Annotated in this window: 13 protein-coding genes and 2 pseudogenes; 11 read left to right on the top strand and 4 right to left on the bottom strand. The window is 58.3% G+C overall.

Annotated features, from left to right (window positions below; translation table 11 throughout):
• Positions 1 to 31: 31 nt before the first annotated feature.
• Positions 32 to 310 (bottom strand): helix-turn-helix domain-containing protein, encoded by a 279-nt coding sequence (locus SE91_RS26515; RefSeq protein WP_061849729.1) that lies wholly within the window; start codon positions 308 to 310, stop codon positions 32 to 34.
• A gap of 103 nt (positions 311 to 413) precedes the next feature.
• On the opposite strand from SE91_RS26515, the gene SE91_RS26510 reads away from it, so the two are divergent.
• Positions 414 to 692, top strand: coding sequence for a DNA -binding domain-containing protein (locus SE91_RS26510; RefSeq protein WP_061849728.1), 279 nt, complete (start codon positions 414 to 416; stop codon positions 690 to 692).
• A gap of 147 nt (positions 693 to 839) precedes the next feature.
• Here SE91_RS26510 and SE91_RS37815 read toward each other — a convergent pair.
• A pseudogene (locus tag SE91_RS37815) lies at positions 840 to 1199 on the bottom strand (transposase family protein); the annotation flags it as partial.
• A 356-nt stretch (positions 1200 to 1555) separates the two neighbouring features.
• Between SE91_RS37815 and SE91_RS34885 the strand changes: the two are divergent.
• Positions 1556 to 2326 (top strand): YopT-type cysteine protease domain-containing protein, encoded by a 771-nt coding sequence (locus SE91_RS34885; RefSeq protein WP_063690603.1) that lies wholly within the window; start codon positions 1556 to 1558, stop codon positions 2324 to 2326.
• A gap of 213 nt (positions 2327 to 2539) precedes the next feature.
• Here SE91_RS34885 and SE91_RS26495 read toward each other — a convergent pair whose 3' ends face one another.
• Complete coding sequence (locus tag SE91_RS26495) at positions 2540 to 2791, bottom strand: helix-turn-helix domain-containing protein (RefSeq protein WP_061849726.1); 252 nt, start codon at positions 2789 to 2791, stop codon at positions 2540 to 2542.
• 82 nt (positions 2792 to 2873) lie between these two features.
• Here SE91_RS26495 and SE91_RS26490 point away from each other — a divergent pair, with 82 nt between their 5' ends.
• The 3 genes from SE91_RS26490 (at position 2874) to SE91_RS35645 (ending at position 4092) form a co-directional block, all read left to right on the top strand.
• Entirely contained in the window at positions 2874 to 3149 is a 276-nt protein-coding gene (locus SE91_RS26490) for a DNA -binding domain-containing protein (protein ID WP_061849725.1), read from the top strand.
• Between the two features lie 159 nt (positions 3150 to 3308).
• A complete protein-coding gene (locus SE91_RS37810) occupies positions 3309 to 3497 on the top strand; it encodes a transcriptional regulator domain-containing protein (protein ID WP_082813829.1) in 189 nt (62 codons plus the stop codon).
• A gap of 58 nt (positions 3498 to 3555) precedes the next feature.
• Positions 3556 to 4092 (top strand): DUF2285 domain-containing protein, encoded by a 537-nt coding sequence (locus SE91_RS35645; protein ID WP_347336394.1) that lies wholly within the window; start codon positions 3556 to 3558, stop codon positions 4090 to 4092.
• A 487-nt stretch (positions 4093 to 4579) separates the two neighbouring features.
• On the opposite strand, the gene noeE is transcribed toward SE91_RS35645, so the two are convergent.
• On the bottom strand, positions 4580 to 5785 hold the full coding sequence (noeE, locus tag SE91_RS35640; RefSeq protein ID WP_283806280.1) for a nodulation protein NoeE: 1206 nt from the start codon (positions 5783 to 5785) through the stop codon (positions 4580 to 4582).
• Positions 5786 to 7055: 1270 nt separating this feature from the next.
• Here noeE and SE91_RS26480 point away from each other — a divergent pair.
• The 6 genes and pseudogenes from SE91_RS26480 (at position 7056) to SE91_RS26460 (ending at position 12453) form a co-directional block, all read left to right on the top strand.
• Complete coding sequence (locus SE91_RS26480; RefSeq protein WP_061849724.1) at positions 7056 to 7334, top strand: helix-turn-helix transcriptional regulator; 279 nt, start codon at positions 7056 to 7058, stop codon at positions 7332 to 7334.
• A gap of 3 nt (positions 7335 to 7337) precedes the next feature.
• Positions 7338 to 8237: pseudogene (locus SE91_RS34880) on the top strand (replication initiator protein A); the annotation flags it as partial.
• Positions 8238 to 8575: 338 nt separating this feature from the next.
• On the top strand, positions 8576 to 9040 hold the full coding sequence (locus tag SE91_RS35635; protein WP_082813826.1) for a DUF2840 domain-containing protein: 465 nt from the start codon (positions 8576 to 8578) through the stop codon (positions 9038 to 9040).
• A complete protein-coding gene (locus SE91_RS26470; RefSeq protein WP_061849723.1) occupies positions 9040 to 9546 on the top strand; it encodes a S26 family signal peptidase in 507 nt (168 codons plus the stop codon). The genes SE91_RS35635 and SE91_RS26470 overlap by 1 nt, the downstream gene beginning before the upstream one ends.
• Before the next feature lie 92 nt (positions 9547 to 9638).
• A complete protein-coding gene (locus SE91_RS26465; RefSeq protein ID WP_197489518.1) occupies positions 9639 to 10454 on the top strand; it encodes a lytic transglycosylase domain-containing protein in 816 nt (271 codons plus the stop codon).
• A 247-nt stretch (positions 10455 to 10701) separates the two neighbouring features.
• Complete coding sequence (locus SE91_RS26460; RefSeq protein ID WP_061849721.1) at positions 10702 to 12453, top strand: relaxase/mobilization nuclease domain-containing protein; 1752 nt, start codon at positions 10702 to 10704, stop codon at positions 12451 to 12453.
• Positions 12454 to 12943 lie beyond the last annotated feature (490 nt).

The following is a 12943-nucleotide window of genomic DNA, read 5'->3' as shown; positions in this document are numbered from 1 at the left end:
TTTATCTAGCGAGCCCAATCCGAGCAGCGCGTCATTTCCTGTAACGTGAGCGCGCCGGCTTACGACCTTTGCGCAACGTCTTAGGTGGGCTCGCTCCTTTGGGCGGTTGGACGAAGAACTCGGATAGATGAACACCGAGTCTTTTAGCGAGCCTGTCGAGAAGATCGATGGTTGGGTTCTCTGCTTGTCGCTCAAGGCCGCCCATATATGAGCGGTCAATGCCCGCATCGTAAGCCAATTGCTCCTGCGGAATGCCGAGATCCACGCGAATCCGGCGCACATTCCAGGCCACAAGCGCACGAGCTTTCATGCGCGAAAGCAGCCATTTGGTGGGTCATCAAACCACTGGCTATAGCCGTCCTATTGCACTAAGTTCGCCGAATGCAGGTAGCGAACCCGGCGCGTGGGCTTACATGAAAAAGCTGGAGCTGGATCCAGAAATCGCGGATGTCGTGCCGAATGCATCGGTGTTGACGAGCTATGACGAGCAGCATCTGGTGACGTATTGGCGTCTCCTCGATGCTGAGGCCGCCGGCGCCGACTGGAAAGAAGTTGCGCGGATCGTGTTGCATCTTGATCCTGATTGCGATCAGGGCCGCGCTCGCAGTGCATACGACGGGCATTTGGCTCGCGCAAAATGGATGGCTAAGCAGGGCTACAGCCACTTGCTCCGCATTGGCGCCCGCAAATAGCAAAAATCTATCCTATGGATCGCGCCTCGGAAAAAAATTCCCTCGTTGCCGTGATCGCCTAAGTGTATCACGTGAGGCTCAATTCGTGGGTCCGGCGCGCATTGACCGGTAGCGACCAAGAATCGGGAACTGGCGCATCGAAGTCGCATTCACTCCACCGCGCGAGCGGCCAAGCGCCTGATCTTCAGACCCCCTCCTTTTGTGCCCCCTGGGGGCATACTGATGCATTCGGACGAGGGTAGTATCGACGATCAAATATTTCGGGTCTGGATCATCGGACATCGAAGATCCACCACCAAACAGCCTTGATGCTCCGTCCGCTGAAGCGCGGGAATACGCTGCTCCATTCCCCGAATGCCTCCGGAAGATCACGCGCTAGGGAGAGCCCGCACATTCCAAGCACACCTTTCACAAACATCCGCACTGCCGAGCCCTTCTGGTTCGACCGGACTATGATCAGCGGCGCCTTCGCTCCCGGGCCGCGTCGCTCAGCACCAAAAGATCCATCACACACAACGCCGCTTCCAAAAAGAAAACTTGAATCTGACGTGCTCTCAAATGGGAGTCCCTAGAGTCCGGGACGCCTAGAGCTTGCATATCACAGCCTGCATCATAGGCCGCACGAACTCGGTGCGAGCTAACGCCATGCACCAGTTCACTCCCTTCACGTTGAACGAGAGCACGGAGAAAGGGAGAACTGGATGAACGAGATCCTGCTGCTCATCTCCGGTTGCCTGCGCATCGCTAGCGACCCTCCAAAGCTCTTTCTCGGAGTTCGGCGACATGGGTGAGACAGCTTGCCGTCAGCTTGACCAAGTACGCTCGCAGCGAGGGAGCGACAACCTTAGCAAAGGTAAATCGACATGCTCAATCGAATCAGCCACTCATCAACACTCGCTGGCCAATCTGAAGAGCTAAGTAAGTCGGCAAACAGTGACAGGTTTGATCAAGCTCTTGCGGGTCTGCCCGAAAGAATGGGGTGCTGCACCAGTAAGGCAGATGCCGCGGATCCAGCGAGCCCCGGCGCATCCTCTCCACCTAGGATGAGCATCTCCCTGTCCCAACACATGACGGCCGAATTGCAGGACGCGAACAGGGTTAACATCTGCGTTGGACTCACTGCAGGATGGCTCAGCAATCTTCCGAACAGCCCGAGATCCCGAATGGCTGCGCTGCTACCCGGCTCGGACGGGCACCGTTCAGCGGCTGTGTGCCAGCGGAACTATGAGGGGCTTGTGCGATCTTTGCGGGGCGAGGACATAGAAAGGTCTGAGGCGGGTTTTCGTGCAAGGGCCACCGTGTTGAGGGACGCTGGCCTAAATCCGTCTGAAGCAGGAAACACATACACATTTGGCAATGCGACGAGCTTCTCGGAATTGGCGGGCAAAATCACCGCCGATGGGAGAGCGTATTCGCTCAGCTTATGTTTCGAGCGGGGCGGACGACGCGAAAGGCACCTGGTTGCGACATCAGCGTCGGGCGGAATGGTCACGCTGTTCGATCCTAACTATGGAGAATTTGCTGTTCCACCACAGCAGATCGGTGAGTTGTTCGAAAACCTGGCCAATCGTTACAGAAATCCCAATCGATTGGAATTGTTGAGCATCACTACCCAAAGGGTACGGACTGAGTAAGACGTTGCAGTAGCCCTCGACCGGATGTTTAGCGCCGGTGATAACCGCGCCGTCATCACTCTCGCTGCCGTCGCCTTATCGATGCGATAGATGTCCACACTGCCTAAGCCTGGCTCCGCCAATGCCCCGTCCGACCCAATCGGGCGCGGCACTCTTCAAGGCCGGCAGTAAGCGTCACTGAGGTGCGATCCCTCCGGATCGGCCTCATTCTTATCAGTTTCGCCTCCCGGAGGTAGGACGCGGTCTGCAAAATTCTTCATCAGGCAAGACAAGATCCACGTGGCTGACGCCGAGAACCTCTGCGAGCTCGAACAGAGTCACCACAGTCGGATTGCGCCGGCCGGTCTCCAACCCGCTGATGTATTGTTGAGTAAAGCCGGAAGCCTCGGCGAATTTCTCCTGCGTGAAGCCTTTCCGCTTCCGCAGCTTTAGGAAATTCCGGCCCACCAACTTGCGCATGTCCATCGGCGCAAGTTGCGTCTTTACATACTATCAGGTTTATCTCCTATAATATGTATTCCCAAGTAGGGATTTTTGCGGGATTCTCATGCAAACATCGCTTGCCCCCGATCTCGCAGACTTGGCCCCCACAGATGCGGCGTTGACCTCCTATGACGAGCAGCATCTGGTGACGTATTGGCGACTCCTCGATGCCGAGGCCGATGGCGCCGATTGGAAAGAGGTTTCCCGGATCGTGTTGCACCTTGACCCCGAGCGCGAACCCGAGCGCGCTCGCAATGCATTCGACAGCCATTTGGCGCACGCAAAATGGATGGCTGAGCGCGGTTACCGCCACTTGCTCCGCTCTGATGGACCCAAATAGCAAAATATGTCGTCTGAGCTGCCCCCTTGGAAAAGATCTCTCCCAGTGATGGGGTGATCGCCTGCGCGCATCACCGGTGATGCACAATAAGGGACTTCCCCAACAACCCAGCGCTTTATAGACACTGCGCCGCAATTTTCCTTTGGGGGAGATCAAGCAGTGTCGAAATTCGACTGGCGCTCACCGGAATCCTATCAGAGCGTTACAGCAGGCGAGTCGTCCGATTTCCCTTGGGAAAGCCTCCGTCGCAATCCCGAATATCAAGCTGATTACCGCGACACGCTCTCAAAACACGGGCAAGTGACCACTGAGTTTCGGAGGAAATGGGGGCTCTGCTTTCGCTCATGACCCGCAGAGGTGTTTTCACGAGCAGGCCATCTTCTGGGCGCCGGAGGCTCTGCCAGCCGTGGTATCGCTCGTTGAAAGCGCTTGCGATCCACATGGCGTTGCCGCGACGGTCGAGCTTGCCGAGCTTCCATCGGACAGCGTCCGAGAGGCAGCCGATGGTTGGCATGCTGTATTGCATATTCACGGAAGCCGACATCACCTGCGTCTGAAGCAGGCGCCACGTTTTGGTGTCGCTTATTCAATCGAGCTGCTGATGCACGACGCGGACTTCGAGATCCGCGCGCACGCCTCACTTCGATTGTGGCGTGCGATCAATGGCCGTTCGCCAGGACCTCCTATCGCTCTACTCTCGGCACAACGGCGTAAACGATTGGCTCTGAGCCTCCGTGCCCTGGATGGGCACATGGAGGGCGCCTCCTATCGTGTCATCGCCGAGGTCCTGTTTGGTCCAAGGCGCATCTCTGAGCAGGCCTGGAAAACCCATCCGCTGCGTAGCCGAATTATCCGCCTGCTTAAGGTCGGTTTAGCACTGATGCGCGGTGGCTATCGTGCATTGCTGCGTCCTTCATCTGCTAAGAAAAAGGGGCGTCGATGATCGTTCGTCGGCCCCGGAAGCACTCCATCGCGCCATCGTGGGCGTACGCCACAAGTCTTGGGAACGCTGCAAAGACGTTGTCGGCCTGCAGCCACGCCGGCGGGTTTGTTTGGCACGGAGATCAAAACGTCATCTGTGACGTCAGACCACGATTGGGCTGCTGAACGCAGACTGCGTCGTCCGTTCGGATCCTCGATGGCGTCGCAGCGGCTGTTCCCCGAATGGTGGATTCAAGTTTGCCAGGGCGGGTTATGGGCGGCGGCTTGGGACGGCCGAGACCGTCAGATCTTCGCCGAGAGCAACTTGGCAATTGTTCTGATCTGTGCCGGATACCTTGGCCAACCATGCCTCAAATGCCGCAAACGGTGTTTTTCAACTCTCACGTTGGTCTTCGGATAACAGCGGAAGCTGCGGCTCGAGCAGCCCCTGAAATAAAGAGGGTGTGCCGAGCGACACGATGTTGCCTTCACGGTACGCAGGCATACCATTACGACGGGCCTTGGCCCAGCGCATCTTGAGCGGCCTTCGCTGCCATGAGCGCCTCAGTCAGCTCCGCTGCGATTGAATTTCCGATCCGCAAATTCTCCTCGCTCTTGGATGCGGCTAAACGTTGTGCTTGCAGGAGTATCGAGGGGCCGAAAGCCAACAAGGAGTTCTCTTGAGCTTGCTGGCCAATACTGTTCAGCTCGGCTTCGCTAACTGCGATGTCAAATGATCCTCCTGTCTTACCTTCCAGGAAGTTCCAGCAGCTTCGAAATAGCTGACGGTAGCCTTCAGTGACTTCCGGGCCCTTATCCACTACGCCAGCTTGTTCTGCAAACCGAAGATCCCGCTCATAACCGAGCTCTATCAAAAGCTGCGCGCCAACAAGATCTGTCACGACCTGCATCTCTTCGATGCACAATTCGGTTTGCCAGGCCTGGACTGAGCGATCGTCAACGGTCTTTTTCTCGAGGATCTTTCGATCGCCGAACGTGCTAGACCGGAGATATTCCGTTTGCGCCAATGGCGCCGATGACATGTCCATGGGGGCGTGTCCAAGGCCAGCAATCACGCGCCGGATTTCCTCGTCGGGACGCGTCACAAGTACTTCATACTGCACCACTTGTGTGTGGAGTTCACTGCGGTACGCCGCAAGCGCGGGCAGACCCAGAACAAGGTCGGCGAGCGAAGATGCAATCGCGGGCGTAGGCCGCCCCAGCACGATATCGGCTACGCACGATGCGATCGCCGGCGGGGAACTTGCCGCCAGAAGCGGAACGGCCCACGTCGATTTCAGTGATGCGGCAATGGCGTAAGGATTGCGCATCAGAACGATCCGCGGCGCCTCCGGATAGAGCAAATCCAAAAAGTCGAGCACGGTCCAATACCGCGGGGTCTTGTCTATCAGAGTGCGCTTGCCGGCAGCTGCCAAATACTGCCCATAGGCTGCATCAGCAAAAGCGCGCGTGACGCCGGTTCGATCTATTCGGCCCAGGAATTCGGAGGTTGCAGCCTGAACCATTGAGGTCCCGGCGGGGTGACGGTGGTCAACCCGACCAAAAGCCTCAAGTGCCAACATCAGCCAGGGCTCAGGCGGAGCCAAAATATCCGGGTGCGACTGAAGCAAATGGGCCAGCAGCGTTGTCCCTGAGCGGGGAAGCCCCAGAAGAAAACATACCGCAGGCGAATTGTTTCCATCTTGATTCATCATTCAACATATCTCCTCGGACGGACCGTCCGGCCGTCCTGGCTCCTTCATATGGGTCGAAAGAAACAGCACGAGCGACGCGCTTCAGTTGGTTTCAGCGCTTCGCATCAACAGATGTCTCTTATCCGGAACGATGACGTCATCCAGCGATAAAATCCGACGACATGTCCTCGCGCTTTGGCCTCTGCACTCCGTGCCTGCTAAAGGCAGATTTCCGATGGCTCGGACGCGGGCGCACCAAACCCAATACGCGTACAAAATGCGGTTGTTCAGTGTCGTGCGGGGCAGATTTGCTTCGGCGTTTGTCGCCCATTCGGGCCCGATCGTTAGAATGAGCGCATGCGGCTTCGCACCATTCAGCTGACATGAATTCGATCCTGTTAGAGCGCAGCAATTGGGCCGCGACCATTTTCTTGTGGAGCCAGAGCTGCTTAATGCTCGCTCACTCGCAAGCAGCTGAGCGATATCGACATGGAGAGCCGTAGCAAAGCTATACGATAGTTTATCGGAAATAGTTGCCGATGCGACTCAGAGGAGCTGTCGAATGGATCTTGCACGATCAAGCTCACGCGTCCTTCCCAGGTAAGACGACTGCAATGAGTCTGCGTCTCGGCTGATGCTCGCTGCAAACTCTAGAGTTCTTCTCAGAGCCGGAGCGAAGATGCCAGCTCATCCTGAACGCCTGGATTCTACGAAGCGTGCTTAATATCCGCCATTCCTAAGATTGGGAAAAATCGATAGTTTGGATGATTGCATTTACAGACCGGATAGATGTCACCTCAGCGTCATCTGTCTCTGAACAGAACGGCAATTCCGTGCTATTTATTTAGTCAAACCGCCGCTCGTTGCGCACTTCGATGCGCGCTGGCGATCTCGGCCCGTCTCTGGCACTCAGAAACGGCCATCAACCAGAACTTATGTTCCCAGTTTCCTGCGTCACGAATGATTGGTGTTGGTGATGCGCGCCTTCGATGGAAAGATCGACGGGCACCACGTCGTCCGCAAGTGTCACTCGGTCTCGAACGATCCTAGCGCGCGGCTCTAAAACAAACAGATTTTGCAGGGCATGCGCGCTTCGCGCAATCTATTCCGCGCCGATGAGCGACTGGCCAACCAACGGCGCTCTGCCTGTCATCTGGCACCGCACGAAGCAGGGGTGCCGAAAATCATCTCTGCATCTTCGGCATCCCCCTATGCGCGTTTACTCCTCCATGATGCTCGTGGGCGCGCGACCAACCCCGCCCGCTCTCCAGACGAGCACGGAGCTTTCCAAATGCCCGATCCGACCGCCGGCCTGCCGCCGCGATTATTGCGTACCCCTGAAGCGGCGCGATTTCTCGGTCTGTCCGGCCGAACTCTGGAAAAGCATCGTACCTATGGCACGGGCCCGATCTATCGCAAGCTTGGCGGTCGCGTTGTTTATGCGCTGGAAGACCTAAAAGCCTGGGCTGATCGCGGTGCTAAGAAGTCAACCAGCGATCCCGGCACAGGTACGGTCTTGCCCGCCAAGCGCCACACACCCATTCCGTATGCGGGCAAGGAGAGGCGCTGACCCATGTCGCACGGCAAATCCTCTGCTCATGGACGACGTCATTCGGAGCGCGGTGAACTCGATTTGTTTCGCTCGTTGCGCGGCGTTTTAACACCGCGCGATGCGCAAGATGTGTTGGCAGATGCGTTGTTCTCGCTGGCAAAGTCAAAACGGGTTGTACCGTTCGACTTTCGCGCCGGGACAATCACGATTCGTGTCGAGGCTGTGCCGGAACATGGCATGGCGACGGTCTGGGATGCGGACGTTTTGATTTGGTCCGCTTCGCAGATTGTCGTGGCTCGCGATGGCGTCTCGAAAACGTCGATGTTGATGGCGGCTACTCCTTACGCGATCCTAACCTTTGGGGGCTGTGGTACCAACGTGCTCGACTGCGAGCGCCTCAAGGCCGCAGTCGACCGGCTGCACTCGACAACGGTCTTGACCTCGATTCGGCCGCCGACTGAGCTCCGACGGCATCGTTTCTTCTGGATGGACCAATGGCGCGAGACGGTCGATTTGCACGGCTGTGCCTGCGGAATCGAGCTGATCTTGCCGGACCCATACTACACGGGTGGTCTGGATGAAGGGCTCGTGTTGACGATCGACCGCACCCATTTCGATCTGACGGGAAGAATTGAGCGCTGGCTTTACCGTCTGGTGCGCAAACATGGCCGCCGTCAAGCAGGTGGCTCGGGCTGTGATTTCGTCCACCTTCAGGCCAAGTCGGGCAGTCTATCCCAGCTCAAGCACTTTGCTTATGACCGGCGGCGCCAGATCGTTCATCGTCAGACTCTGCCGCGATATGAGCTTGTCATCATCCGTGACAATCACGGTGTGGAACGATTGGGTTTCGCGCCAATGCAGGTCCGGCCCAATGCAGAACGGCCGCGAAGGCGCGGTCGCATCTCTCAGTTAGGGCAAAACGGCTTGAATCGCATCGCGCTATCAGGCCCGAGAGGTCTCGTGCGGTCGGTCACCGGAGCCTCGTGCCATCGCGGACAAAATTCATTATTGACGTTCTATCGTGGAATCGCTTTTCGCGCCCGTAAATCTGCCAAATTTGAATTCTTCGGATTCCTGCTAACGGATCAGGGCTTTTCGTCTCCGATCGGCAACGCGACCGTCGCAACGCCTGCTCAACGGTCCCTTTCGACCCTTCATCAAAGCCGTTTCGCCGCTGCCAATCTCGTTGCTACCGTTTTGCGAAGGCTAAGCGGCGTTTGGGGCGGTCAAGAGACGTCTCTGAACAGAGGAGCCGTCATATGAGCGATCTCACAACCGTTGAACTCTTGTGGGTGAAGGGACGGATCGAGAATCGCATTCGCTTCGGCCGGCCGGTATCTGAAAAAATCATTGACCGTCACCGCCGCGTTCTTTCGTTCGAGAGCGGTAGCATTTTCGCTTTCGTGCGTTGGACATCTAACGAGTTTGGAACAGTTCTGTCCCGCATCGACATTTTACGAGCCGCGTCATCACGGCAGCGATATTCAACTATCCCCTGGGTCATGCCCGGCGGAGAGAGCCTGCTGCGATTGTCCGGATGGACGAAAGTCGAGCGCGCGCTGCAATTGGTCGACGCGGTGGAGGCACTTGGCATCAATCCTGCAGACGCTGCGCCGGATTACTGGCATCATGTTCACAACCGTCTCTCTGTCAGCGAAAACCCGCGGGCCTACACTCAGGCGCGCCATCAGGCGTGGCTCCGCCGTCGAAAGCGAGGGCTCTGATGGGCCGGCTGACGATTATTCTGGCGATCTGCGGATCGGTAGCTCTCGCATCAAGGTCCGGCACAGAAGCCGTGCCATGCTACATCTGGAACGCTTCTGAGAGCGTCCCGATTGGCCTCTATCGTCTACAGCCAACGCAAGGATTGACTGTCGCTGAGCTTGTGGCCGTTCGGCCGCCCGAACCACTTTCGAGCTTCCTGGACTTGAACGGCTATCTGCCGACCGGTGTTCCCATGCTCAAGCGCGTCCTGGCGTTGCCCGGACAAACCGTTTGCAGAAATGGCTTCGCCCTTTCCGTCGATAACATTGAGATGGGGCTGGCGCGGGAACGCGACACACGTGGCCGGCCGCTGCCGGTCTGGCGCGGATGCCGCCTCATAGCGCCGGATGAAGTCTTTCTCATGAACCGGCAGTCGGCCGGCTCGCTCGATGGGCGGTACTTCGGGCCACTTCCGGCATCCGCCGTCATCGGAGAAGCCCTGCCCGTGTGGACAGAGAGGGACTGATCTTGCTCGGCCGGGTTCGTCGATACGCAGTTTCGCAGGTCGATAGATCGCAGTCCTCCTGCTTCATCACGGCGAGATTTCTAAAGACAATCATGCCCAGCGCGTGTCGGCGATCGCCTCACATTCAGCGGCGGAACCAGCTACCCACAGTGAGCTCGAGCGCAAGCACCTGCGCTATAATGTATGCAATGGCGGCCCGCCTGATTGGAGCTGTGCTGGTTCTCCAATTGCCGTCGTACACTTCGGCTGAGACGGTAATACCGGCTGTCAGCCTGCACTCGCCGAGCTCTCCACATGCGGACTTATACACTGCATCCTTGACTGAAGCCTCTCGCCGATTTGCGGTCCCAGAACACTGGATTCGGGCTGTGTTGCAAGTCGAGAGCGGCGGCAATGTGGGCGCCATTTCCTCCCGGGGCGCGTTGGGCCTGATGCAAATCATGCCCCAGACTTGGGTCGAGCTAAGTACTCGCTACAATCTCGGTGTCGACCCCTTTGACCCCCACGACAACATTCTCGCAGGCACGGCCTACCTTCGCGAGATGCTCGACCGGTTTGGATCGCAGGGTTTTCTCGCAGCTTACAACGCGGGTCCAAAGCGCTACGAGGCCTATCTGGCAACGGGGCGGCCCCTGCCTGACGACACAAAAATCTACGTTGCCAGGCTCGTAGAGTTGATCGGCATCAAACAGCCCGAGCCCGCGACTTTGGCGATCCCAAGTGCCGTTCCGTGGCGGCAGGCAGCATTATTCTTTGACCGCTCCGGCTCGTCGGCTCATGCCAGATCGACACCCGCTCGGCGTCCAATGAACAGTCCGAAAGAATTCCCGAACATGGGCGGGCTCGCGCTCGTACCAGGCGCGGCCCAGCTTTTTGTGGAGCGATCGGCGCAAACGGAGTCCCGATGATCGCAATCGCATTTCGTCGCGCGTTGTCGAAGTCTGTCGAGAGTTGGAGGGGGCTAGGGAACTTGCAGGGACTAGCCGACCGCGGATGGCAAGGGAAAAGGCCGGCCGTCGGTCCGGCCGTTGGTGGTTGGATGGATTGGGCAATTTGCTGTCAGCGCAACTGCTCCTGCCATCGCTTCTGCAAATTGTACGAACGAAATCAACCTCGACTGCGCCATCTCTCAGCCGCACGAGGCTCTTTTGCGCCATGACAATGCGGGACGATGACATACGCGTCAGGCCCGGGCGCATTGACCACGGTAACCGTGGTGCAAGGCGGCCACAGACATTCGTCGGGCAGGTCATGCGTGCCGCTAAGAGAGCGGGGCACGTTGGCAACAGCTTCCGCTCAGGCCCGGACCGCAGCCGCTCCCGCTTCGGCCGGGGCCGGCGTGCGGCAATCGCGATCCGCTTGCGCTCGAATGCCCGGCGCGTGGTCACAAAGGCGCGTGTGGTGCGCCATCGGGGAGCGCGATTCCGCTCTGCGCCGCTATCTAAGCATGTCGCTTATCTTAAGCGTGAGGGCGTTACGCGGGATGGCCGGAACGCCTCGATGTTTGACGCCACCTCTGACGCAGCCGACGAGCGGGGTTTTGCCGAGCGCTGCGAGAGTGACCGTCACCATTTCCGGTTCATTATCTCGCCTGAGGACGGCGGGGCGCTTGGTGACCTGAAGGCGTTTACGCGCGAGCTTCTGCGCGATGTCGAAAAAGATCTCGCGACCAAGCTCGACTGGATTGCAGTCGATCACTGGAATACGGATAACCCGCATGTCCATCTGTTAATTCGCGGCCGTGCCGATGACGGACAGGATCTTGTGATCAGCCGCGAGTACATCAGCCGCGGTTTGCGCGATCGTGCCGCCCACCGCATCACCCTTGAGCTTGGACCCCGGAGCGAACAGGAGGTTCGCACCGGCCTCGAACGGGAGGTCGAGGCTGAGCGCTGGACCAGCCTTGACCGAGCGCTGCGTGAGATCTGTGATGACTGCGCCGGTGTGGCGGACCTCAGGCCGGAAGGGAAGGGTGAGGATCCTGAACTGCGCCCCCTGCTGCTCGGCAGGGCGGCCAAGCTTGAACGCCTCGGCCTTGCCGAATCCACAGGTCCCGCCTGCTGGACCTTAAAACCAGGGCTGGAGCAGACCCTTCGTCAGCTCGGCATGCGCGGCGACATCATCAAGACCATGCATCGGGCGATGAGTGCTGGGGGGCGGGAGCCGGACATCGCCACCTTTGCCCTGCACGGAGAAGAACCCACCGATCCGGTCCTTGGCCGCCTGGTTCAACGTGGTCTGGATGATGAGCTGAAGGGGACCGCTTATGCGATCGTCGCGGGCCTCGATGGTCGAACCCATCATCTGCGGTTCGGCGACCTCGAATTTACTGGCGATGCGCCGGCCGGCGCTATCGTCGAGTTGCGCACCTATATTGATGCGAGTGGAAAGCCGCGAATGTCGCTCGCGGTTCGCTCAGACCTCTCGATCGAGGAGCAGGTGAGCGCGAACGGTGCGACCTGGCTCGACCGCCAGCTTCTCGCCAAAAATCCGTCGCTCAGCGGGCGCGGCTTCGGGGCCGAGGTCCGGTCCGCAATGGATGCGCGCCTCGATCACCTCGCTGGCCAAGGCCTTGTGCAGCGGTCCGGACGGCGCATTGTGTTTGCGCGCGACTTGCTCGCTGCCTTGCAGCAGCGCGAGCTGCAAGCCGCTACTGCAAAGCTTTCTACCGACTCAGGACTTATCTATCAGCCCGTAACTGAGGGCGATCAAGTGACCGGCATCTACCGTCAGCGCGTAACGCTTGCCTCCGGGCGTTTCGCTATGATCGACGATGGGCTCGGTTTTGAGCTGGTGCCTTGGCGGCCGGCTTTGGAACAGCATCTCGGAAAGCAGGTATCTGGCATTATGTTGCCTGGCGGCAGAGTCGATTGGAATGTCGGCCGTAAGCGAGGATTGGGAATATAGCCTGAAGGGGCGGGCTCAATGGTCTCTGGAAAGAGCAATGCTCGATAAACAGATCATGGTCCCGTCTGCTGCTTTGCTGGTATGCCTTTCAGCCCAAGTCGCGGCTCCAGAAGAGATCGACGGTACAAGCCGCGCTGTGACGGCTGACGCCGAAAGCCGGACGACAGAAACTTCGCCAGAAGTCACTTTTCGGGACCGTACTTTAACCAATCCCCGGAACTGTCGGTGGTGCCGCTCTGAGATTACCCCAACGCGTTCACAGCTCGTTCGTGAGAGCGGGGAAGGACGACGCAGCCCCAAACGAGCGTCACTTATCCATCCGCTGTATGTCAAGCGTGAAGCGTGGACGTCATGACCGACATCAGACACGGGCGTCTTTCAAAGATCATCGGTCTTGTTGCGAATGCGACATCACTAACGAGCAACTGCAGGGAATGCGCGCCACGTCCGATGGCCTAGATCCTGCACAAATACACGCCGCGTGGAAGCA

The sequence above is a fragment of the Bradyrhizobium sp. DOA1 genome, from assembly GCF_001593325.1.
Lineage (GTDB): Bacteria > Pseudomonadota > Alphaproteobacteria > Rhizobiales > Xanthobacteraceae > Bradyrhizobium.
Note: the sequence above shows the minus strand (reverse complement) of the source record. Positions and strands in the feature narration are given on the sequence as shown.

Coding starts and splice junctions, on each gene's coding strand:
- SE91_RS26465 (WP_197489518.1), top strand. CDS start 9,639: ATGCCCAGCGCGTGTCGGCGATCGCCTCACATTCAGCGGCGGAACCAG.
- SE91_RS26490 (WP_061849725.1), top strand. CDS start 2,874: ATGCAAACATCGCTTGCCCCCGATCTCGCAGACTTGGCCCCCACAGAT.
- SE91_RS34885 (WP_063690603.1), top strand. CDS start 1,556: ATGCTCAATCGAATCAGCCACTCATCAACACTCGCTGGCCAATCTGAA.
- SE91_RS26470 (WP_061849723.1), top strand. CDS start 9,040: ATGGGCCGGCTGACGATTATTCTGGCGATCTGCGGATCGGTAGCTCTC.
- SE91_RS26480 (WP_061849724.1), top strand. CDS start 7,056: ATGCCCGATCCGACCGCCGGCCTGCCGCCGCGATTATTGCGTACCCCT.
- SE91_RS35635 (WP_082813826.1), top strand. CDS start 8,576: ATGAGCGATCTCACAACCGTTGAACTCTTGTGGGTGAAGGGACGGATC.
- SE91_RS26510 (WP_061849728.1), top strand. CDS start 414: ATGAAAAAGCTGGAGCTGGATCCAGAAATCGCGGATGTCGTGCCGAAT.
- noeE (WP_283806280.1), bottom strand. CDS start 5,785: ATGATGAATCAAGATGGAAACAATTCGCCTGCGGTATGTTTTCTTCTG.
- SE91_RS26515 (WP_061849729.1), bottom strand. CDS start 310: ATGAAAGCTCGTGCGCTTGTGGCCTGGAATGTGCGCCGGATTCGCGTG.
- SE91_RS26495 (WP_061849726.1), bottom strand. CDS start 2,791: ATGGACATGCGCAAGTTGGTGGGCCGGAATTTCCTAAAGCTGCGGAAG.
- SE91_RS26460 (WP_061849721.1), top strand. CDS start 10,702: ATGACAATGCGGGACGATGACATACGCGTCAGGCCCGGGCGCATTGAC.